This is a genomic window from Gilliamella sp. WF3-4 (assembly GCF_001690275.1).
Taxonomy (GTDB): Bacteria; Pseudomonadota; Gammaproteobacteria; order Enterobacterales; family Orbaceae; genus Gilliamella; species Gilliamella apicola_C.
Map to the genome: position 1 here is coordinate 48,081 of NZ_LZGW01000022.1, position 21,131 is coordinate 69,211.

General features: G+C 33.7%; 21 protein-coding genes and 4 pseudogenes. 15 read left to right on the top strand and 10 right to left on the bottom strand.

Annotated features, from left to right (window positions below):
* The first annotated feature begins 980 nt into the window (after nucleotides 1-980).
* The 7 genes and pseudogenes from A9G47_RS05695 (at nucleotide 981) to A9G47_RS05720 (ending at nucleotide 5,781) form a co-directional block, all read left to right on the top strand.
* Nucleotides 981-1,430, top strand: a complete 450-nt coding sequence (locus A9G47_RS05695) for a tetratricopeptide repeat protein (protein ID WP_065580426.1) — start codon at nucleotides 981-983, stop codon at nucleotides 1,428-1,430.
* Between the two features lie 158 nt (nucleotides 1,431-1,588).
* On the top strand, nucleotides 1,589-1,912 hold the full coding sequence (locus A9G47_RS05700; RefSeq protein WP_081303542.1) for a hypothetical protein: 324 nt from the start codon (nucleotides 1,589-1,591) through the stop codon (nucleotides 1,910-1,912).
* 347 nt (nucleotides 1,913-2,259) lie between these two features.
* Nucleotides 2,260-2,394: pseudogene (locus A9G47_RS14945) on the top strand (RHS repeat-associated core domain-containing protein); the annotation flags it as partial.
* Nucleotides 2,395-2,617: 223 nt separating this feature from the next.
* Complete coding sequence (locus A9G47_RS05705) at nucleotides 2,618-2,959, top strand: hypothetical protein (protein ID WP_065566434.1); 342 nt, start codon at nucleotides 2,618-2,620, stop codon at nucleotides 2,957-2,959.
* Between the two features lie 650 nt (nucleotides 2,960-3,609).
* On the top strand, nucleotides 3,610-3,996 hold the full coding sequence (locus A9G47_RS05710) for a hypothetical protein (RefSeq protein ID WP_081297890.1): 387 nt from the start codon (nucleotides 3,610-3,612) through the stop codon (nucleotides 3,994-3,996).
* Nucleotides 3,997-4,258: 262 nt separating this feature from the next.
* Nucleotides 4,259-4,840: a hypothetical protein gene (locus A9G47_RS05715; protein WP_065642398.1), complete on the top strand. Its 582-nt coding sequence runs from the start codon at nucleotides 4,259-4,261 to the stop codon at nucleotides 4,838-4,840.
* Between the two features lie 467 nt (nucleotides 4,841-5,307).
* The gene (locus tag A9G47_RS05720) at nucleotides 5,308-5,781 is read left to right on the top strand and encodes a hypothetical protein (RefSeq protein ID WP_065642399.1); all 474 of its coding nucleotides are present in this window, start codon (nucleotides 5,308-5,310) and stop codon (nucleotides 5,779-5,781) included.
* Between the two features lie 185 nt (nucleotides 5,782-5,966).
* Here the strand turns inward: A9G47_RS05720 and A9G47_RS05725 are convergent.
* Nucleotides 5,967-7,078, bottom strand: a protein-coding gene (locus A9G47_RS05725; protein ID WP_141674822.1) for an IS3 family transposase whose coding sequence is annotated in 2 segments (ribosomal slippage) — nucleotides 5,967-6,829 and nucleotides 6,829-7,078 — 1,113 coding nt in all. Because the reading frame shifts where the segments join, the coding sequence is not laid out codon by codon here.
* An 80-nt stretch (nucleotides 7,079-7,158) separates the two neighbouring features.
* Here A9G47_RS05725 and A9G47_RS14950 point away from each other — a divergent pair.
* The 7 genes and pseudogenes from A9G47_RS14950 to A9G47_RS13585 all read left to right on the top strand — a co-directional run.
* Nucleotides 7,159-7,357: pseudogene (locus A9G47_RS14950) on the top strand (integrase domain-containing protein); the annotation flags it as partial.
* A 287-nt stretch (nucleotides 7,358-7,644) separates the two neighbouring features.
* On the top strand, nucleotides 7,645-9,051 hold the full coding sequence (locus A9G47_RS05735; RefSeq protein ID WP_065642401.1) for a ParB N-terminal domain-containing protein: 1,407 nt from the start codon (nucleotides 7,645-7,647) through the stop codon (nucleotides 9,049-9,051).
* A 72-nt stretch (nucleotides 9,052-9,123) separates the two neighbouring features.
* Complete coding sequence (locus A9G47_RS05740) at nucleotides 9,124-9,957, top strand: DNA adenine methylase (protein ID WP_065642402.1); 834 nt, start codon at nucleotides 9,124-9,126, stop codon at nucleotides 9,955-9,957.
* A gap of 166 nt (nucleotides 9,958-10,123) precedes the next feature.
* Entirely contained in the window at nucleotides 10,124-10,291 is a 168-nt protein-coding gene (locus A9G47_RS13960) for a transposase (RefSeq protein WP_141674820.1), read from the top strand.
* A gap of 66 nt (nucleotides 10,292-10,357) precedes the next feature.
* Entirely contained in the window at nucleotides 10,358-10,735 is a 378-nt protein-coding gene (locus A9G47_RS13575) for an IS3 family transposase (RefSeq protein ID WP_081303547.1), read from the top strand.
* Between the two features lie 185 nt (nucleotides 10,736-10,920).
* Nucleotides 10,921-11,115 (top strand): annotated as a pseudogene (locus tag A9G47_RS13580) (integrase core domain-containing protein); the annotation flags it as partial.
* Between the two features lie 208 nt (nucleotides 11,116-11,323).
* Nucleotides 11,324-11,560, top strand: a pseudogene (locus A9G47_RS13585) (hemagglutinin repeat-containing protein); the annotation flags it as partial.
* A 172-nt stretch (nucleotides 11,561-11,732) separates the two neighbouring features.
* Here A9G47_RS13585 and A9G47_RS05755 read toward each other — a convergent pair.
* From A9G47_RS05755 to A9G47_RS05780, 6 genes are all read right to left on the bottom strand, one after another.
* Nucleotides 11,733-12,968, bottom strand: a complete 1,236-nt coding sequence (locus A9G47_RS05755) for an MFS transporter (RefSeq protein ID WP_065568148.1) — start codon at nucleotides 12,966-12,968, stop codon at nucleotides 11,733-11,735.
* 185 nt (nucleotides 12,969-13,153) lie between these two features.
* Nucleotides 13,154-14,266: a ribosomal protein uL16 3-hydroxylase gene (locus A9G47_RS05760; RefSeq protein ID WP_065579979.1), complete on the bottom strand. Its 1,113-nt coding sequence runs from the start codon at nucleotides 14,264-14,266 to the stop codon at nucleotides 13,154-13,156.
* A complete protein-coding gene (locus tag A9G47_RS05765) occupies nucleotides 14,256-15,041 on the bottom strand; it encodes a YchF/TatD family DNA exonuclease (protein WP_065642403.1) in 786 nt (261 codons plus the stop codon). The genes A9G47_RS05760 and A9G47_RS05765 overlap by 11 nt, the downstream gene beginning before the upstream one ends.
* 12 nt (nucleotides 15,042-15,053) lie before the next feature.
* Entirely contained in the window at nucleotides 15,054-16,232 is a 1,179-nt protein-coding gene (lapB, locus tag A9G47_RS05770) for a lipopolysaccharide assembly protein LapB (RefSeq protein WP_065642404.1), read from the bottom strand.
* 12 nt (nucleotides 16,233-16,244) lie between these two features.
* Nucleotides 16,245-16,550 (bottom strand): LapA family protein, encoded by a 306-nt coding sequence (locus tag A9G47_RS05775; protein WP_065568144.1) that lies wholly within the window; start codon nucleotides 16,548-16,550, stop codon nucleotides 16,245-16,247.
* Between the two features lie 117 nt (nucleotides 16,551-16,667).
* A complete protein-coding gene (locus A9G47_RS05780; protein WP_065568143.1) occupies nucleotides 16,668-17,387 on the bottom strand; it encodes a phosphatase PAP2 family protein in 720 nt (239 codons plus the stop codon).
* A 102-nt stretch (nucleotides 17,388-17,489) separates the two neighbouring features.
* Between A9G47_RS05780 and ribA the strand changes: the two genes are divergently transcribed.
* Nucleotides 17,490-18,101, top strand: a complete 612-nt coding sequence (gene ribA / locus A9G47_RS05785) for a GTP cyclohydrolase II (protein ID WP_065568142.1) — start codon at nucleotides 17,490-17,492, stop codon at nucleotides 18,099-18,101.
* 179 nt (nucleotides 18,102-18,280) lie between these two features.
* Here ribA and A9G47_RS05790 read toward each other — a convergent pair whose 3' ends face one another.
* The 3 genes from A9G47_RS05790 to ligA form a co-directional block, all read right to left on the bottom strand.
* Nucleotides 18,281-18,469: a 2-hydroxymuconate tautomerase gene (locus A9G47_RS05790; RefSeq protein WP_065568141.1), complete on the bottom strand. Its 189-nt coding sequence runs from the start codon at nucleotides 18,467-18,469 to the stop codon at nucleotides 18,281-18,283.
* A gap of 9 nt (nucleotides 18,470-18,478) precedes the next feature.
* Entirely contained in the window at nucleotides 18,479-18,994 is a 516-nt protein-coding gene (gene luxS, locus A9G47_RS05795; RefSeq protein WP_065642405.1) for an S-ribosylhomocysteine lyase, read from the bottom strand.
* A gap of 71 nt (nucleotides 18,995-19,065) precedes the next feature.
* Entirely contained in the window at nucleotides 19,066-21,096 is a 2,031-nt protein-coding gene (gene ligA, locus A9G47_RS05800) for an NAD-dependent DNA ligase LigA (protein WP_065642427.1), read from the bottom strand.
* Nucleotides 21,097-21,131: the final 35 nt, after the last annotated feature.

Consider the following 21,131-nt stretch of genomic DNA (forward strand, 5'->3'; position numbering starts at 1 on the left):
TTATGTATCAAAAAATTTAGTGCACAAGTCGGCGAGGTACCAATAGAAGTGCTAATATATGAAGCAACATCTGTTACCATACCCATTACCGCTAATCTGCCGTCAGTTAAAAGTTAGCGTATCGGGTTATTCTGTTTGGCTAAAGCATGAACCAAATTAAATGAGCTATTTGAGAATATCAAAGCACTTTATTGGCAACATGAAGCCCGTTTAGATGCACCAAGCTTAGTACATGATATCAGGGGGCAAGGGCTAGGATGTATCATACAGAAAGGTTAGTTGAGTATGATAAAAATCAGTCAGAAAAGCAATTGATTTTATTAAAGTTTTTATTTTATGGCATAATAAAAAATAATCACATTAATCCTTTTGCTACAAACCTATTATTATGATGTGCTGACTAATACATAAAGTATATTAATAAGTATTTAATTTGTAACTCGCTCAAAAATGCTTTATTTTGTTGTCGATTTCCTAAAGGGATATTATTACCAGTGACCAAGAAAACCAAATATTGCAGTGCTAATTTTAAGCAGTGAGTGTTACAACATGGACTTAGCCAAAGTATGCTCCGAGCAGGCAATTGTTAGGATAATGCCATTACCGAAAGTTTTTCATACGTGAAAAACCGTATTATTCATGATGACAAAATACGGCAAGAAGCCAATAAAAAGCTATTTGAATAGATTGAAACTGATTATAATCAAGTTTGCTGACATTTAACTCATGGTTAGATATCGCCTGAACAATATAAAAAGCAGTATTACGTTAATAACATATTTATAGAAGCGAGTACTGTCTAATATTTTGGCGAGAATCAACTAGCGGTTTTATAAGAGCGCCTAATAATTATGACTTAGAATACGTTACACATAATCGGTCACACAAAAAATGAGGGCAACCACATAAAAACTGAATATTTTGTTGGATAAGCTGAAAAATCAGCCTATTTTTAATACTTTTAATAAAGTGAGATAAGTATGAAAGAACTTTCGAATGTAGATCCTGATTTAGAGCAAAATATCATATCTATTGTAGAAGACGGCAACGTTTTTAATGTCAATAAAAACTATTCTTCAGCTTTACAAAATTATCAGAAAGCATGGGCGCTTCTACCAGAACCCAAATTAGAATGGGAATTGATCAGTTTATGGTTATCAGGCTCTTTTTATACAACTTATTTTAATTTAAAAGACTATGAAAATGCCAAAATTTGGGCGCATTCTAAGCTGGCAGCGACAAGTTCTGATATTGATACAGGCCCGTATATTGATCTTGGCATGGTTTATTATGAATTAGGCCAATATGATGAAGCTTATAAATATTTTAATGCAGCCTATGAATGTGGCAAAACCCGAGCATTCAAAGAACGACCTAAAAAATATTTAGAATTCTATTTAAAAGAGACACAACAAAAGGATAAAAAATAATTTCTAGTTAGCGAAACTAAAGTAATCAAAACCACCTGCCATATCCAGCACAACAACGCCGAACACTGCCTGAGCTAAGTACGCACGAACAAACAGATCGCAACCAGCGTTACGGCTATGTCTATCTGGCATAAATCATGGAGATATAAAAAAATATAATGTCAGCAGAATTTCAATTATTTTTTAATGATGAAAAATGGTATATAGACCATAAAGATAAAATTGCAAATAAAATTAAAACATTAAATACTTATATTAAAAAAAATGACTCCGCATATCTTTTATCAGGGATAGGATCTATTTCTAATAAAGGAAATTGGCCGTTTGATGTTCGCTTTTTTTTTGAAGATAAACGTATTTTTATTGAAATAAGTGCTCATCCCCTAAGTATTGAGAAAGATTTAAAGGCCTTATTTACATGGTTAAGAAAACAGACAGGAATAGTCATATTAGATGAAGATGGAGAATTAGCAGGATGGTGAATATGATCCACTAAAAACTCACTTGTCTATGTTGATAGTGCACTAATGAATGAAACATTGTAAATATCCCATACTTAGTACAATAATCACATAAAAAGTTTTGTTATATATTATTTAATACTACTAAACAGCTACTGACCTATACCAACCCCGCGGCCACTGCATCCACTACCAGAGCGACCCTTGCGGACTGGTGCACACCCGCATTGATGCTACCTGACGCAAACTCGGCTTTAACTACGATGCCTATGGCGTCTTACCCCCCCTCATATCTGAATGGCTATCCGGAAGAGTTGACCGACGAAAACGGTAAAATATAGTGGGAATGTAGCTTTCAGTTATGGGGGAAACGGGTTCAGAAAATTGAACACCAATCAATAAAGCAAAACCTCAGATATCAGGAACAATATTTAGACAGAAAAACCGACTTACATTACAATACGTTCAGGTACTATGAGCTGGATATAGGCTACTTTACCTAGCTACACCCGATTAGATTGCTGGGTGATTAATCGGTATCAGTATGCGCTTAGATGAGTTGATTTGGGTGGATTGTGTGGGGGGACTGCCCGCCGTCTAGAAAAGAGCTTACCACTTTCTGATGCTACTAAAATTTATAGAATGAGTACGGATTTGATTTCAATCCTCGATAAATAGAAGCTATAAAAGTAAACTATTGGGCATTTTCAAAGGATGTAAAGGGTAATGGTGAAAGACTATATTGTTTCATTTAGAGATAAACAGAGATATGCTCTTATAGAATACAAAAAAATTGAAAAGTTTGATCATTATTATGAAGGCGTGATTATTGAATCTCATTTTCCGAAAGCAGTAACTTTTTTTATTAATGAATGTAATTTGATTATTAATGATATGGCGATATCCCTTTTGGATGAGATTGAAGAAAAATTATATTCTTATGATATTGGTTTAGAAAACAGTTGTTCTAGAATTTTTGATATTGAATTTATTGATAAAAATAAAATTTCTTTTTTTACAAAATACCCCTCAAGTAGGGGTTATTTAGATAAATATCCGAATAGTTAATTAATATAAAAATCGTCATATTCATGAGTCACTGGCGCGGATAGATAAACGAGGCAATGAACCCAAAAGGGTAATGAACATCCACACCAACCTGAACGGTTGTTTAGAAGAACTTACCGATGCAAACAGCGAATTAGATAGATTTACCTAGTCTGATACGATTAGATTTAATCTGTATCATTATGCGCTTAGTGGGTTGACTTGGATTGATCCGTGGGGGGATTATCCGCAGGATGTGGTTCTGATTCACAAAATTAGCTAAACCTGTCCAAGATTTATACATCGGAACATATGGCAAATCTAGAGCAGCTAATATAAAAAGCGGACTTAATCCAACTCATACTCCACATCATGTAGTTCAAAATGCAGTAAGCCCAACAACTCATAGAAAAGGAATAACTATTGATTTAACAAAATATCTTCATGAATTAACTTGGGCTTATAGAAAGCCTATTATTTCAAGATTAAACAATCGAGAATATTTAACAAGAGATATTCGTGACCTTAAAAAAATATTAAACAATGCTGAATATAGTTGTGAGGTAATAAACAGACAATTAAGTGAAATAATTAGGCAAAACAAAAATCTTGGAATGATTAAAACTATGACTAAAGATGACGCATTAAATTTCTTATTAAGACATCAACCCATGCCTTGTGATAAAGATCTAACTCAAGATATTATTAACAAATATGATGACGTACGAAAGTTTTTTATTAAAAATCCAGATAGAAAAGCAATTGAGTTATTTTTAAGATCTTTTGGTGAAGGTGATGGATGGGGCGTATATCAGTTGGTAGAAGATTTCTTTTATCAATGCTGTAATATTGATGTAAAAAAAGAAATCCAAAAAGTTCTTGAAGATATAACAATACCAGACAGTATTAGATATTGGGTTACACAAATAGCCGCAGCTTTTAGTGATGAAATATTAAGAAATGGACTTCAAGTATCTTTGCAATCTAAAAATATTGATATAAGAGATGCGGCCAAAGTGGCAATTAATCAATTAGATGAATATAAAAAGAAAAACTAAATTAGAATGCTAAAAAATAAAGTGCTGAAAACATCCGAAAAAATCAACGTCAAGTAGATATAAAAGGTAATGAAGTTAGTAAAAATAAGCCAGATATTCAATTTGATTTAGATGGTAAACACTATAATATTTAAAACACTATAATATTTAATTGGATACAACATTAAAGGGGGAGTTTTGGATATCAAAAATATAATTCTAAGACTTGATCCTAATGCCAGAAATACATTTTGATTAATTGATAATTTAGGAAATATTTTAAATGGCTTTTCAAGATACTAATAAGGTGTTAGCGTTTTCCATAGTTAATAGTAATCTCACCGAGATTGAAAGCATTATTCAAAATGGATTAAACTGGTCGTGTGAACCGCAAAAAAGTAGAAAACGAATTGAAGAAATACATTTGAATGTTCAAAAAGGCAGCGCTTTACCACCAGTAGGCGCTTTTTATTATTCATGTGTGAATGATAATAAACTAATCTTTGTATCTAATTTATCTGATGGTTGGGATTCCTTACTCTATTGTATAACGGAAGCAAACCATTCAAGCTATCTATCATTTAGAATACTAAGTGGAGCTTACCCCTTAGTAGAAATGAGTTTTATCGATTCTGGAGAAACTGTCCGCTTAGTTAGAGCAATGAAAGAAGATAAATGGCTTTTCTATGAAAAAGGTGATCTTTTATGGTTTGAAGACAAAGAACAATATAATAAAAAACGAATTAGAGATAGGGTTACCTATGATCTATTACTTTCATATGCAAAAAAGAATGATATTGACTTTACTTCCTCTAATTTTTTTAAAACAAAAAAAGAGTCATTATGGGTATATAAAATACGGTAGTTTTAAAAAAACAAAACAATAAAAGTTATTAGCACAGCTGTAAAAATAAGCTTTTCCTAACCAAAAGGGCATAATAAATTATTACCACTAATAGCCATATTAAAATAAATATCAGAATATTAACGTTACGTAACTGTCTAATCGTTAACCAATGGAGTGCGAGCCACTGGGCAACCGCATCACCACCACCCTGCCGGATAGGCGCACCATCAACTCCAAGGTCTCCTCAATATAATAAAAGAGAAACCAACATCAGCATTTGATAGTCAATCTAATGTTGATAAATTAGTACGTGATACATTAGCATATGGAAATCCAATACCAAATCAACTGCGTAAGCTACGATTTGGAAACTGGTAGTCATGTTGGAACGGGCCCTAATAAAGGAGCCAAACTAAAATCAGGGTTCATGTCGACTTTAAAGGCGAAGCACATGGACATCCTGCAAGAAGAGAGCTTTGACATTAATGTATAAACAAAAAAAAGAAAGGATCTTATGTGATATTCTAAATGCATATCATGATTTAAAAAAACCAGATTTCCATTTCGTGATGGAAACATATAATTCACTAAAATATAAAGAGGTAATAAATGATATTTATTCTTTATTTAGATTTAAAGTTAAAGATAATACCGATTTAAATTATGATGTTTGCATATCATTAGAATTTGATTATCTAAATAAATCAATGTGTTTATATTTGTCCTTAGTGTCAACTTATGCTTTTTTACTTTATGATGATAAAGTTATTGATTGCCATGATGATGTTTATCAATCATTTACTAATTTAATAGATATACTATTTTCTAATAATTTTGTTCTATTAAAAAAAAACGAGCTGTTATATGAATTTGATATAGATACCTCACCTTTCAGTGTTAAGGATAAAAAGGCATCAATTTTAGGGTTGCTATTTTCATTTGGTTTGTCGGTTAACTAAAAACAATAGCCTTTTTATTTGGGCACAGCGTGGAAATAATTGAAGGGCATATTATCTCCTTCCCCTAAAACTCAATGAAGACTTGTTCCAGATAATATCCAAAAAATTAATCTCACGTGTAAAAAAGTATTTACAGTGTGGTATGTCCTGGTATGTCCACACTTTTTAGTACCAAAAAGATAAGGTCATAGATTCATTTTATATTCAATGGGTGACTGGTAATTTAAAGACGAATGAAGCCTATTGTAATTAAACCAAACCACATAGTGATTAAATTGCAACCTGAGTTGTTCAAGTGAATCAAAAATCGTGTTTGACACAAATTCAGTTTTCACCGCTTTAAATGTTGCTTCAGCAACAGCATTATCATAAGGACATCCCTTATGGCTTAATGAACGCTCAATGCCAAATTCCTTTAAACATTCATTAAGGAGATGATTATCAAATTCTTTTCCTCTATCTGAATGAAATAACTCAACTGAATTTAAGTTAATAGGGATTTGGCTGATAGCATCCATAACCAGTTGAGCATTTTTATGTTTTCCAGCACTTCGTCCCACGATTTCTCGATTGCTTACATCAATAATCACACAAAGGTAATGCCATTGTTGTTTTACTCTCACATAAGTTAAATCAGTCACTAACACTTTTCGTTGTTGGCCTACGGTAAACTCACGATTAAGTTGATTACTTACTGTTGATTTGTTGCTTTGTTCTGTATTAGCACAATATTTTTTACAGGTATATTTTGATACTAATCCGTTTTCTTGCATGATTCTACCAATTCGGCGACGGGATAATAGTATGCTTTTCTCCCTAAGCTCTGCTTGTAGTCGCCTTGTTCCATAGGCTTGATAGTTATCGTTAAATATCGCTTTCACTTTTTTACTAAGCTCTTTGTCTGTTTTTTTACTGGTTAATGGTTGTTGATAATAAAATCGATTTCTTGACACTTGTAAACATCGACATAACGCACGTAAGCTATATCGATGTTGATTCTCGGTGATTAATTTGATTTTCGTTCTATTATCAACGCCGCTTGCTTTAGGATGTCATTCTCCATTAACAATCGCTTATTCTCTTTACGTAGGGTTATGAGCTCATTTTCTTGAGTACTACGATTAGCTTGAGCTGTAAACTCACCAATAGTTTGATATTGCTTTATCCACTTATCTAATGCGGATTTAGTCAGGTCGTATTCGGTGACAATATCCGCTCGTTTTTTGCCATTTTGGTATAACATTACCCTCTGTTTTTTAAATTCATTACTAAAACTGCGTTTTTCTCTTCTTGAAATGAGATTTGTCATTGTTGGTTCCTTTTGTTTTTTGGTTATCATAACAATGACCTTATTAAACTGGTACTAATTAGTGTAGCCTGTCCAAACCTAATCTAAAACAAGCCATGACCTATTGGCGTAATCAAAAAAGCACTATAGGCTTAACAGGCAAAATTTCACCATAGTCTAAGATATGCCTTTGCTCAGGATATGACTCAACACTACATCAAACAAGGTTATACTGAAAAAGAAGCCCTAGCCCTCACTTCTATGGATTTAGGGCATGGGGATGGCTAAAAAAGTTTATTTGAATTATTATCCTATTAATTAGTTTTCTACTGCTAAAGTTTGCACCTAAACCAGTATTCAAATATACAATCCCTATATTTTTTGGTGCTACTTTTTTAGTTTTTTTGTTTGCTAGGTTTTATCTTAGTATAGTTGTTTTTTAAGGCGAATTATTGTTTAAAAAATATTTGAGGTATGTTTAAGAAAATGTTTGGTTATACATGGTATTGAGTCTATCATTAAAGAATATGATAATTTTCTATATAAAGTAACAACAAATTAAGGAATGAATATTTATGGCTAGAATAGATTATTCGTCTTGGGCAAGGTTGTCCCTATCTATTTCAAATCTGAAACTAGATAAAAATAATCCCAGAATTCCATATTACATACCAACAAAAACAACTAAAGATATTCTTTCTTATTTATTTGAACATGAAGATATAGAAAAATTAGCTGAAAAGATAGTAGGTAAAGGCTTTATCAATCATGAACCAATATATGTAACAAAAGAGAATGATTCTTATGTTGTTATTGAAGGTAATCGAAGAATATCAGCTTTAAAATGTTTACTAAACCCATCACAAGCCCCATCTGTTAAATTGACAAGAAAGTTTGAGAAATTAAAAAATAAATTAGGAAATGATCTTATAGATAAAGTTGAAGTATATGTTGCACCATCTAGGATTGATGCTCAAAATGTGTTATTTGAATTACATGCAGAAGGAAAATTACAATGGAACCGTCAGCAAAAAAACAATTTTATTGTTGGCGCTGGCGCAACTAGTGGGGAATCAATAGAAGAAATTGCTGCTAGATTTAATGTGAAACCCTCTGAGATTCAAGATTCTGTGCAAGAATACTACTTAAATCGATATTTTACCGAATTAGGTTTGCCAACTGATATAGAAGAAAAAGCTCTAAATACTAATTTTAGCCTAACTAATTTATCTAGATTGGTTAATACTAATTTATTTAAACAAATAACTGGTTTTAAAATTAATGATGGAAAATTACAAACCCAAATATCCAAAAATAAATTTAATTATCTTATAAGCTACTTTGTTCGAGATATAATTGATAAAAAAATAGACTCAAGAAAACTGAATAAAGTTGAAAAAATTGAGGAATATATTAATAAAATTTACAATTCAATACCTGATGATATTGAAGATAATGGTGCGGTTGATTTTGGGCCAGAGAATACTCAAAATGTAGACGAACCTCCTATTAACAAAAAAGAAAAAAAGAAAAGAAAATTTCCCGAAATGTTAATACCTAAAAATAAGACTTACCATACAGGATCACAAAAATTAGATATTCTTATTGAGGAGGCTCAAGGTATAATTATTGATATGCATAAAAATGCAAGTGCATTATTGTTAAGGACAATATTAGAATTGGCTGTTGTGAGAACATTTGAAATACATAACTCTAGAAATCAATGTATTAATCAAAATGGAAGAACTAAAAATCTTTCTGATAATTTAAATGCCTTAACTAAAAGAGATAGTTGGTTTAGTAATAAAGCATATTTGTATGATTTAAAAAAATTCATTGATAATCAAAGCACAAATTGGAATAGCCTAGAATCTTTAAATCGATATGCTCATGGCGAATTTATTTTACCCGATAAAGAAATGTTGAGAGCTGTTTGGTTGATTACAGAACCACTCATTTTGATGTGCGAAAATAAGAATTGACTCTATCTTTGATGTGGCCATAATATTATTTTTAATATATTATGGTCATTTAAACAATAAACTAAAGCATTTATGACAAATAACAGTTCACCACTAAGATATCCTGGAGGAAAAGCAAAATTTGCTCCTCACATTGAGTCCATAATCAAATCAAATCAAATTACTGGTGGCGATTATTATGAAGTTTATGCTGGTGGTGCAGGCGTTGCATTGAAACTTCTTTTTAGTGATTATTGTAAAAATATTCACATTAATGATGCAGATTTAGCAATTTATTCTTTTTGGAAATCAATAACAGAAAATACAGATGCTTTCATTCAATTAGTAAATGATACAGAAGTGTCTATTGATGAGTGGCATAAACAAAAGAAAATATTAAATGATCCACTTAATTACTCAATGACTCAATTAGGATTTGCCACATTTTTCCTAAATCGTACAAATCGCTCAGGAATATTGAAAGGTGGTGTTATTGGAGGGCTAAAACAGCAAGGAAATTACAAAATTGATGCAAGATTTAATAAACATAACTTAATAAAAAAAATAAAAAAAATTGGTGATGTTTCCAATAGAATTCATATACATAATAAAGATGCAGCAGAATGGTTATTAGAAATAAACAATAATATCACATTTAAAGATATTGTTTATTTGGATCCCCCCTACTATGTTAAAGGACAAGGATTGTATCGAAATTTTTACCAACATGATGATCATATAAAAGTTAGAAATATTTTAGATTCTGTGGATTTTAACTGGATCGTTTCTTATGATAATAACGAAAACATCATAGAAATGTACAAAGGTTATGTACAACAAGAGTATGCTTTAAATTATAGTTTGCAGGATAAAAAAAAGGCAACAGAGATTATTATTTATAGCCCTTCACTGAGAATTCCTTTCTAAAGATGTAACTATCCCCTAAAATAGTACAGCAAAAAAGTAGAAAATTCTCTATGATAAAAGTAAAGAGGATTTAATTATGAAAAAAATGACTGAACATCAAATCGTCGCTATTTTAAAAGAAGCTGAAGCGGGTATTCCCGTTAAAGAACTGTGCCGTAAATAGAGCATGGATAATTCAACTTTCTATAAATGGCGAGAAAAATACGGCGGTATGGAAACGTCGGATATTAAATGCTTAAAGGAGCTGGAGGTTGAAAACCGCAAGCTTAAGCAGATGTTTGCCGAACTGAGCTTAAAATCCCAGCTTCAGGAAGAAATCATAAAAAAGCTTTAGTGCCCACCAAGGCACGTAAAACGTGAGCACAGCAACTACAAAAAAAATCATTCGGTTACTATTGCTATGAGTTGTGCCATTGTTGGCTTAAGCCGTTGTGCTTACTATTATCAAGCTAAGTTACAGGATGATTCGGTGATTGTTTCGGTGTTGAATGCTATCACAGACCGGCATTTACGCTGGGGCTTTCCTAAGTGTTTTAACCGAATCAGAAAACTGGGATATCGTTGGAATCATAAACGTGTTTATCGGGTGTATTGTGAGTTAAAACTGAATCTTAAAACAAAACGAAAACAACGAATTCCACCTCGGGAGCCAGAAAAGTTATTGGCTCCCAATAAACAAGGTGAATGTTGGTCAATGGATTTTATGAGTGACAGTAGTCGTAATCAACGTCGCTTTAGGACATTCAATGTCATCGATGACTTTATCGTGAGGCGTTAGGTATTGATATTGCAGTAAGCTTACCAGCAGGAAGGATTACCTGTTACTTAGATAAACTGGACGAATATCATGGGTATCCATTAAAAATACGGGTCGATAATGGGCCAGAATTTACAGGAAAAACCTTTACCAACTGGGCTAAATTACATGGTATAACCATTGATTATATCTAGCCCGGTAGCCCTTATCAAAATGGCTATATTGAACGATTTAACCGTACCTATCGTACTGAAGTGCTCGATTTATATCTATTTAATAATCTAGAACAAGCAAGAAAGGTAACCGAAGAATGGCTAACCATTTATAACACCGAAAGACTGCATGAGGCATTAAATAACATGACATCGATTGAATACAAAACACTAAAACAGGGTGCTTAATTTTCTACGTGAGTTGTGTACTAAGTTTGGGGGTATTTACACTATAATTCCAATAAAACAAAAATCTAATAAAACATTAACATCAAAACACTAAACAATAATCCAATATCAAATCTCAATCAAACAAAAACCAAAACCAAAACAAACGGTATAGACTCCTGAATTATTTTTACAAAATTGGTTGTAATTATCCTCTAACTTCCGCTTTAAAGGCAATGCCAACTTTAGCCGAGAGCGAGAAAATGCGGACGGTAGTGCTTGGACAGAAAGCGTGATTGATGCGAAAAACAAACTCACCATCAAAACGGGCAACGACACTAACATCATAGGCGGCCAATTAAAAGGCAACACAGTCAACATGGATGTGGGTAACAACTTAAACATCCAATCACTGCAAGATACGGATCACTATAAAACCAATTATAAGCGGGTTCGCCGACATTGAGCTGATGGCTGGATATCACTAGCGCAATACCCAAATCCGTATTACCTTAATAACGCATTTATAGCGGCGAGTATAGTCTCATATTTTGGCGAGGATTAGTTATTATTAGGTTAAGTTGATATAAACGCTGATATAAAAGACAGAACAAGCGCCCTGTCTTTTATTTATCTATTTATTCTAGCGCTTTACCTTTTGTTTCAGGTATTAAAAAGACAAATGCAGCTGCTGATAATAAGTAAGCCGCTGAAAGTAATGCAAGTGCATAGCTAGTTGAGTATATTTCGGCTAAATAAGCGATAAGCACTTGGGATATTCCCGCGATACCTCGCCCAACGTTGAAGATAATATTTTCGGCGCTTGAGCGTGCATCAGTTGGATAATGTTCAGCAAGCAATGCACCGTATCCGCCCATCATGCCATTGACAAAAAAGCCAATGACTGAGCCAAATATGATTAATATCAACATATCCGTTTGATGGAAATAGAACCAAATCGAAACAGCTGAAATGAATAAAAATAGGATATAAGAAGGGCGACGGCCAAATTTATCACATAACCAGCCAAAAATTAAGATCCCTAATGACATGCCAATGGTGGTTGAAATGGTCCAAAACATGGTGTTTTTAAACGGTAATTTGAGTTCTGTTGCAATCATATTTGGCATCCAAACCATCAGCCCATAAAAGCCGAAGTTTTGTACAGCACAAGCAATGGTTAATCCTAGTGTTGTTGCTGTAGTTCGTGGAGTTTTAAATAATTTACCTATAGCAATTTGGTTTTTGTTTTGGTTTTTTAGATTTTGCCATATTTCTGGCTCTTTTAATCCATTACGTGTCCATGCAACAAATAGAGCAGGTAGAACCCCCATGGCAAACGCCCAGCGCCAACCATAAACTTCACCAATAAAGTTTACCGTTAGTGCAGCCAAAATGATACCGACTTGAAAGCCTAATGCCACAATTGATGTGGCTCTTGAACGTTTATGTTTAGGCCAGCTTTCAGAAACTAAGGTCATACCAATGCCGAATTCGCCACCAAGTCCAAGCCCACTTAAAAAACGGAATATCAAAAAACATTCATAGTTAGGTGAAATTGCACATAACCCAGTAAAGAGGGAGAATATCAAAATTGTCCATGAAAAGACTTTTACTCGTCCATATTTATCTGCAAGCACCCCAAATAAAATACCACCCAATACTGCGCCAAGTAAGGTTACTGATGTTAAAGTTCCTAAATCTGTTTTTGTTAGGTTAAAACTGACTGAAATTAGGTTAAAGCAGACGGCTAAAATCATCATATCCATGCCATCCAGTGCATAACCTACTGTGGATGCAAAAAGTGTTTTCTTTTGATATGGGGTTGTGTGTTCACTTTCAGCTTGCGTGGCGAAGTCTACGTCAGGTTTCATGTTTACCTCTAGTTATTAAAATAGATAGTTACTTAAAATTTGTGTTTTATGGTGTTTAATTTGTGATTAAACGGCAGGTAAATTATAGCGGGGCAAGTATATACTTAAAACTTATAAAAAGCCAAGTTTAAAGCTTTTAAATTGTATTTTTATCCACCTATTTTATTATCGGTGGATAAGTTATGTTATTCTTCAGTAAAATACCAATAGCCTTTGTTGACAAAATCAAGCATTACTTGCAGTGTATTTTTGTCTTGTATCTGTTGGTAACATAGTGTGTCTGTTTTACAAAGCAGATCAATAATTGGCATAGGTAAATCAATTTTTTCACCATGAATGTAGCCAAAATCACCCACTTTAAGTATACGAATACTGGGAACCCGATGTAACTGTGCGCCATTTTTTAGTAGTGATTCAAATTCATAATAATCGTATGGCGTTTCAACTGGGATAATATTTAAATCGTGCATAGGTATTGTAATATGCTTACCAAACCAGTCGTTGAATAATTTGGGTGTTTTGATTAAGTCGATGAGTTGATCTTGTATTTTTGCAAGTTCATAAGGTTGGATTCGGTACGGATCGTCAGGTAGCTTCAAATCTTTATCTTGATAATAAATAGCTGTTGGTAAGTTATCAATGATATAATCGGCAAAGTTACTTAGCAATGTTTGCGATGTTTGCGTTATAAAGCCGACAGAATAACTTAATGATTCACCAATTGATACGCCATTATGTGGACAACCTAGGGGGATGTATAAAATATCGCCAGCGGTGATCTCTTCGTCAATGATTGGTTGATAGTCTTCAACATGCAGTAATGCTTTGTGTGCACTATATTGCTTATAATTTTGATTGCGATCACCTACTTGCCAACGTCTACGCCCCATACCTTGAATAATAAAGACATCATAATTATCAATGTGTGGTCCAACGCCAGCGCCTTGTGTTGCATAAGAAATCATTAAGTCATCAAATTGCCATTGTGGAAGGCATTTAAATGGCTCAATTAAGCGCGCTGCTTGCGTATGCCAATGATCAACGGCTTGAACTAGCAAGCTCCAATGATCTTCACCTAAGTCATCATATTGGGTAAATGGCCCAAATTGCGCGTCCCAGATACCATTTTTATTCGATACGATACGGCTATCTATCTCTTCTTCCATTGCTAGACCTGCTAGTTCATCAGGCGTAATAGGATCAATAAAATTAGCAAACGCTTTACGCAAGATTACAGGCTTTTTTTGCCAATAATTTGTTAAAAAATCATCCCAATCAATGGCTAATTTATAATTCATTTAATTTTCCTTGCAGATTGAATAATTGACAAAAATTATACGTGGTTTTTTGTGCGATCTGTTCCAATGAAACACCTTTTAACACAGATAAATATTGTGCAACTTCACGAACATAAGCGGGTTGATTTTCTTTTCCTCGGTATGGAACAGGGGCAAGATAAGGAGAGTCTGTTTCGACCAAAATACGATCAAGCGGTACATATTTAGCAACTTCTCGCAGATTTTCGGCATTTTTAAAGGTTATAATCCCTGAAAATGAAATATAAAAACCAATGTCTAATAGTTGTTTTGCGGTTTCGATGTCTTCTGTGAAGCAGTGTAGTACACCTGAATAGACATGCTCGTCTTTTAATATTTTTAAAGTGTCTTGTTTAGCATTACGGGTATGAACAATAATTGGTTTGCTGAACTTTCGACCTAGTCGAATATGTTCTTTAAATATAGTTTGTTGTAATTCTAGGTTGTCTTGTTGGTAATAGTAATCGAGCCCTGTTTCTCCAAGTGCTACAACGTTGTCTTCTTGTGCTAAGATTTCAAATCTTTCCGCATCGTACGTTTCATCATCAAGGTTAAGCGGATGAATTCCACATGAAAACGAGCATTGATTTTTGTAGGGCAAAAGTTGCTTTTTCATCGATTCATAGCCCGATAATGTTGTTGCCACGCTTAAGCAGTGTTTAACATCGTTGTTGTTTGCTTCTTGTAAAACATCTTCGATAGATTTAGTACTAAAATCCAAGCTATCCAAATGACAGTGGGAATCAATTAAAAACATAAAGATCTCTTTTTATTTATCAGAAAGTTGTTCAAAATCACGAACGGGTTTGATTGTGGACCAAGAACGGCAAGCTGGGCATAACCAATAAATGGAATTAACTGTAAATCCACACTTTTGGCATCGATAATTGGGCACTGCTTTTATTTGTTCTCCCACCATGTTGCGTAAAAGTAAAAGACTTTGTTTTGCTTTGCCTTGTTCCGCATCAGCAACATGATAATCCATTAATCGATAAAATCCTTTTAAGTTAGGATGTTTAAGTAATTCACGATACATGTAGTATTGTGCTGCATCTAGACCTTTTTGTTTTTCAATAAGATCGGCAAGCATTAATTCAGCTACACTGCCAGAGTCTTGATCGACACATAATTGTAAAAATTGCTGAAATTCATGTTGGTTATTTAATTTTAAATAGCACTCTTTTAATAAAGGTAACGCTTCGCCAATAAAGGCTTTATCTTGCTGTAATATTTGTTGAAAACAGTTGATAGCCTGCTCTGTTTTATCTTGGATCATAAAAATTCGCCCTTGCATGAGCGAAGTTCGAGCGCATTTTGTGTCAGCGTTTGCTGATTTTTGTAATAAACTATTTGCTTTGTCAAGCTCATCATTAGCAATAGCCTGTGATGCTAATTCGCAGTAAAATTGTGCAATGTCGGTTTTATATTTTTCATTACCAAGTTTGACCAGTTTTGACGCCATGTTAATGGCATTTATCCATTCGCTGGTTGATTGATAGATGATGATAAGTTGTTGCAATGCGTATTGTTGGAAATCCTCTTCATCAATTAATTGTAAAAACATCTCTTCGGCACGATCGTAAAGACCTGCAACCATATAATCACGACCAAGTTGTTGAATGGCTAATAGTCGTTGTTCAAACGTTAAAGACGAGCTTTCTAATAGCGCTTGGTGAATTCGTATTGCTCTGTCAACTTCTCCCCGTGAGCGAAATAAGTTACCTAATGTTAAATGAGCTTCAAGCGTGCCTTCGTCTTCTTTTAACATGTCTAAGAAAAGATCGACGGCTTTATCTTTTTGGTTAGACAAAAGAAAGTTCAACCCATCTACATATTCACGAGATAGGCGATTAGATTGGTTTAGATGTTTTTGTTTAGCATTTCTGTCACCCATATACCAACCGTATCCAGCCGCAATAGGAAGTAACAGAAATAACAGTTCAAACATAGTAATCTGTTCTTAATGGTTTTTAGTTAAGTTTAATTGTTGATGATTAGCCATGCTTTCATCATATTTTTTTTGTAGCTTGTTCAGTTTTCGTTTTGTTGATGAATGCTGTAATTTAGATTTTATAAAGAAAATACCAGTTAAGATCCAACCAACAAGGAAACCAGAACCAAATAAAATGGCTAATAACACCGATAAGCGGATTTCAGTTTTAGCAACCAAATAATTAAATGTGACAATTTGATCATTGGACGAGCCTATCGCAATTGAGATAGCAAAGATGATAATTATTAATAAAATTGAGATAACAAATTTCATAATGTTGACCTTTCTTTTTTATTTTTAGTTAAAACGTTTTTGTTTATTATACCTGTTTATTTATACAAATTGCTTTGGCCAGTTAATCTATCTATCAAATATAGTGACGTTCGAAAATTACCTTTCTACTATATGCCATTTTCTATTACAAAAACAGCAGATTAATGAAATTATCCATGCAATTAATACGCTTGCTATTATATCAATAGGGCTGTGCATTCCTAATAATAATCGGCTGATTTCAATTAATATCGACCAAATAATCATAACCGATGTTATCACATAATGCTGTTTGAATTTCAGTAATAGCAAAGCTAAAAAAGCCCAAGTTACAGCAAATAAAGTATGCCCAGACGGAAATGAAAAACTAGTTTCATTTTGCCAGTGGTAAGATAACCAACTTGGGATTGTAGATGAATTTTTAAATAATTGCTGGATAAACTCTTTTTTTTCTGATGTCGTTTGTGAATAAAATTGTTGTTTACTAATATTAAATTCTTTTTCCATCCAAAGTACATAAGGCCTTGGTTCAGTTGTTTGTAATTTTAAAAAGTGTTTAATTATTTGCCCACTTAATATTGCGCTAACAAGAAGCAACCATAATAATATAATTTTATTTTTGGTTTTACTGGACTGTAATAGGCAAAAAACTAAAAATAAAATTGTCGATGTAATTATTGCCCAAGGAAAGCTTGCTGTTTCAGTTATTAAGAATAAATATTTAGATGTATTATTTAATGATGCTGGTTGCCAATGCCAATTTATGGCTATAATAATTAAAGGTGCAATCAAGAAAATAGCTAGTATGGCTATTGTTTTTTTTATTACTAAACCCATTTATAAACTCAATTAAGTATAATCTTGCTTAATATTTTAGCATAGAAGATAAATTTATTTTTATAAAATATTTTTTATGTTTTACTTAAAACGGAGACAATAATGCAATTAAAACGTGTTGCACAAGCAAAACTGCCAACGCCATGGGGATGTTTTACTATTGTTGGATTTGAAGAAATTGCAACAAAAAAGGATCATGCTGCATTAGTATTCGGTGATATATCCGATGATACACCAGTTCTTACAAGAATTCATTCTGAATGCTTAACTGGCGATGCGCTTTTTAGTTTACGCTGTGATTGTGGTTTTCAGTTAGAGGCAGCTTTAAAACAAATTGCAAAAGAAGGCAAAGGTGTTTTAATTTACCATCGCCAAGAAGGACGTAATATAGGTTTACTAAATAAAATTAGGGCTTATGCGTTACAAGATCAAGGTTTAGATACTGTTGAAGCCAATGAAAAGTTGGGTTTTGCAGCCGATGAACGTGATTTTACTCTATGTGCTGATATGTTGACGTTATTAGGTGTATCTCAGATACGTTTATTAACCAACAATCCAGAAAAAATAAGAGTGCTTGAACAGTCTGGAATTAAAATTACGCAACGTGAGCCATTGGAAGTTGGCGAAAATCCTAATAATGAACACTATTTAGAAACAAAAGCAAGCAAGATGGGGCACTTACTTCATTTGCATCACTGTCATTGTAAACATTAAGCTATTTGGTTAAATAGCGGTCAATTCATTTATGATTGAATGTTTATAAAACAGTAAAAGTTGTTAGAATAAAAAATCTCAAATGTTTTATATTTGAGATTTTTTTACAAAATGTAATATAAGAGCGATTTTAACTTATTGATCTTGTCTGTTTTACCAATAATTTTTTAATGTTAATATCAATCTTTATCACTGCGCAGCACGCCACCATTAGCGATCTGATCTTTTGATATTTCGTGCATGATAATTTGTACGGCTTCTGGCTTGCAGTTGAGGGTTTCAACAATAGCATTAGTGACGCGTTTTGCCATTTCTCTTTTTTGCTCTATTGTACGACCTTCTAAAAAGTCAATAACGACATTTGGCATAGTTTGCTCCTAGTTATTTATTTTAGCTAGTTGTTCATCCGTCAATGCAATTTCATCATTATGACATATGCCAATATCCGATTTTATAATTTGTTCAGCAATGGCTTTGGCTTCATCTAATGAGTGCATTTTATAAGTACCACACTGATATTCGTTTAATTCAGGAATCTGGTCTTGTGATTTTACAGCTAATACTGCATGCATTGATTTTTGCCATGCATCAACAACTAATTCCTCGTTGGGTTTGCCAATTAAGCTCATGTAAAATCCTGTACGGCATCCCATTGGTGAGATATCGATGATTTCAATTTTATCACTGTTGAGATGCTCACGCATAAATCCTGCAAATAAATGCTCTAATGTATGAATCCCTTTTTCAGGTAAATTGTCTTTGTTTGGAATAGTAAAGCGAAGATCAAACACAGTAATGTCATCGCCTTTTGGGGTTATCATTGTTTTTGCAATTCGCACAAAAGGTGCTTTCATTTTTGTATGATCAACTTTAAAACTATCTAATAAAGGCATAATATCCTCCTTGTTTTTTTGATACTCGTTATTTTAATCAACCTATTAATTAGCAACAATAAAATTTATATTTATTGAGCAATTAAATTTAGCATTTCCTGCTCGTCAATCACTTTTATTCCCAGTTCTTGGGCTTTATTTAGTTTAGATCCAGCGGCTTCTCCAGCAATAACTAGATCGGTGTTTTTTGATACGCTACCTGTTACTTTGGCACCGAGTTGCTTTAATTTGTTTTTGGCTTCATCTCGTGTTAAAACCGATAAAGTACCAGTTAATACTATAGTTTTACCTGAAAAAGGTGAATTAGAGTCAGATTTTTGTTCTTGTAGATTAAGATCTTGCCAGTGAATGCCAATTTCATTGCTGGTTAATTGTTCAATAACATCGCGATTATGCGGTTCTTGGAAAAAGTCTATAATGCTTTCTGCAATAACGGCACCAATGTCATTTACTGTTTGTAGCTGTTCAAGTGAGGCATTTTCAATCGCCGGTAAACTGCCAAGCTGGTTAACCAGATTCTCGGCTGTAACTTCACCAACATTGGGAATGCCAAGCGCAAAGATGAAGCGGTTCAATGTTGTATTTTTAGATGCTTCTAGTGCATTTAGTAAATTATTAGCAGATTTTTCGCCAACTTTATCTAAGCTACATAGCATTGGCAGTGTTAGTTTATATAAATCTACAGGCGTTTTAACATAATCTTTATCAACTAATTGCTCGATAAGTTTATCACCCATCCCATCTACGTTCATTGCTCGGCGTGAAACAAAGTGCTTTAAGGCTTCTTTGCGTTGTGCTGGGCAAATTAGACCTCCTGCACAACGTGAAACGGCTTGACCTTCGTCTCGAACTATTTGTGAGCCACAAATTGGGCAGTGCGTTGGAAATATGATTTCTTTTGTGTTTTTGGGTCTTTTATCTAATATAACAGCAACAATTTTAGGAATAACATCACCTGCTCGACGTATTGTTACATAGTCACCTTCACGGATACCTAATCGAGCAATTTCATCACTATTATGTAATGTTGCATTGCTGACAATAACACCCGCCACTGAAACAGGTTTAAGTCTGGCTACGGGAGTAATTGCTCCTGTGCGTCCAACTTGAAAGTCTACTTTGTTTAATTGTGTCACTTCTTCTTGGGCGGGAAATTTAAATGCGGTAGCCCATCTTGGTGCACGAGCAACAAAGCCCAGTTTATTTTGTTGTTCAATGCTATTGACTTTGATGACCACTCCGTCGATATCAAAATCTAATGACATTCGTTGTTCACCAATTTGTTTAAAATAGTCTAAAGCAGCTTGTGCACCTTGACGTTTTTCTACTTTATCACTCACTGGTAATCCCCACGCTTTAAATTGCATTAAGCGATCATAATGAGTGTTAGGTAATGCAACACCTTCGACAATGCCTACACCGTAACAAAAAAAGGTCAGAGGCCGTTTAGCGGTGATTTTAGGATCCAATTGTCTTAATGAGCCAGCGGCTGCGTTACGTGGATTGGCAAATATTTTTTCATTGCGTTTTTCTGCGTCTGAATTGAGTTTTTCAAATCCTTTATGTGTCATAAATACTTCACCGCGCACTTCTAATCGAGTTGGGATATTGTCACCTTTTAAGATTAGCGGAATCATTTTTATGGTTTTTACATTTGCGGTGATGTCTTCGCCAGTTGTTCCATCGCCTCGTGTTGCGGCTTGTATAAAGTGCCCATTTTCATAAAGTAGGCTGACGGCAAGTCCATCAAGTTTGAGCTCACAACAATATTCAACATGTTCATTGTCATTAAAATGAAGACGATCTTTAACACGTTTGTTAAATGCAATAAAACCAGTATCATCAAAGACGTTATCAAGTGATAGCATAGGTATTTCATGCTTTATCGATGAAAATTGCTCTAATGGGGTGCCACCAACCCGTTGAGTTGGTGAATCGGGAGTAATAAGAGCTGGATATTGTTGTTCTAATGTTTGTAGCTGTTTTATTAATTTATCATATTCAACATCGGGAATTTCTGGGGTGTCAAGTACATAATAACAGTACTCATGATGCCTAATTAGGCTTCGTAGCGAGGTCAATTGTTCTGTTATATCTTCAATCGATTCAGTTAAATTTACTGGGTGTTCATTTTTAT

Coding starts and splice junctions, on each gene's coding strand:
- A9G47_RS05695 (WP_065580426.1), top strand. CDS start 981: ATGAAAGAACTTTCGAATGTAGATCCTGATTTAGAGCAAAATATCATA.
- A9G47_RS05700 (WP_081303542.1), top strand. CDS start 1,589: ATGTCAGCAGAATTTCAATTATTTTTTAATGATGAAAAATGGTATATA.
- A9G47_RS05705 (WP_065566434.1), top strand. CDS start 2,618: ATGGTGAAAGACTATATTGTTTCATTTAGAGATAAACAGAGATATGCT.
- A9G47_RS05710 (WP_081297890.1), top strand. CDS start 3,610: ATGCCTTGTGATAAAGATCTAACTCAAGATATTATTAACAAATATGAT.
- A9G47_RS05715 (WP_065642398.1), top strand. CDS start 4,259: ATGGCTTTTCAAGATACTAATAAGGTGTTAGCGTTTTCCATAGTTAAT.
- A9G47_RS05720 (WP_065642399.1), top strand. CDS start 5,308: ATGTATAAACAAAAAAAAGAAAGGATCTTATGTGATATTCTAAATGCA.
- A9G47_RS05735 (WP_065642401.1), top strand. CDS start 7,645: ATGGCTAGAATAGATTATTCGTCTTGGGCAAGGTTGTCCCTATCTATT.
- A9G47_RS05740 (WP_065642402.1), top strand. CDS start 9,124: ATGACAAATAACAGTTCACCACTAAGATATCCTGGAGGAAAAGCAAAA.
- A9G47_RS13960 (WP_141674820.1), top strand. CDS start 10,124: ATGGATAATTCAACTTTCTATAAATGGCGAGAAAAATACGGCGGTATG.
- A9G47_RS13575 (WP_081303547.1), top strand. CDS start 10,358: ATGAGTTGTGCCATTGTTGGCTTAAGCCGTTGTGCTTACTATTATCAA.
- A9G47_RS05755 (WP_065568148.1), bottom strand. CDS start 12,968: ATGAAACCTGACGTAGACTTCGCCACGCAAGCTGAAAGTGAACACACA.
- A9G47_RS05760 (WP_065579979.1), bottom strand. CDS start 14,266: ATGAATTATAAATTAGCCATTGATTGGGATGATTTTTTAACAAATTAT.
- A9G47_RS05765 (WP_065642403.1), bottom strand. CDS start 15,041: ATGTTTTTAATTGATTCCCACTGTCATTTGGATAGCTTGGATTTTAGT.
- lapB (WP_065642404.1), bottom strand. CDS start 16,232: ATGTTTGAACTGTTATTTCTGTTACTTCCTATTGCGGCTGGATACGGT.
- A9G47_RS05775 (WP_065568144.1), bottom strand. CDS start 16,550: ATGAAATTTGTTATCTCAATTTTATTAATAATTATCATCTTTGCTATC.
- A9G47_RS05780 (WP_065568143.1), bottom strand. CDS start 17,387: ATGGGTTTAGTAATAAAAAAAACAATAGCCATACTAGCTATTTTCTTG.
- ribA (WP_065568142.1), top strand. CDS start 17,490: ATGCAATTAAAACGTGTTGCACAAGCAAAACTGCCAACGCCATGGGGA.
- A9G47_RS05790 (WP_065568141.1), bottom strand. CDS start 18,469: ATGCCAAATGTCGTTATTGACTTTTTAGAAGGTCGTACAATAGAGCAA.
- luxS (WP_065642405.1), bottom strand. CDS start 18,994: ATGCCTTTATTAGATAGTTTTAAAGTTGATCATACAAAAATGAAAGCA.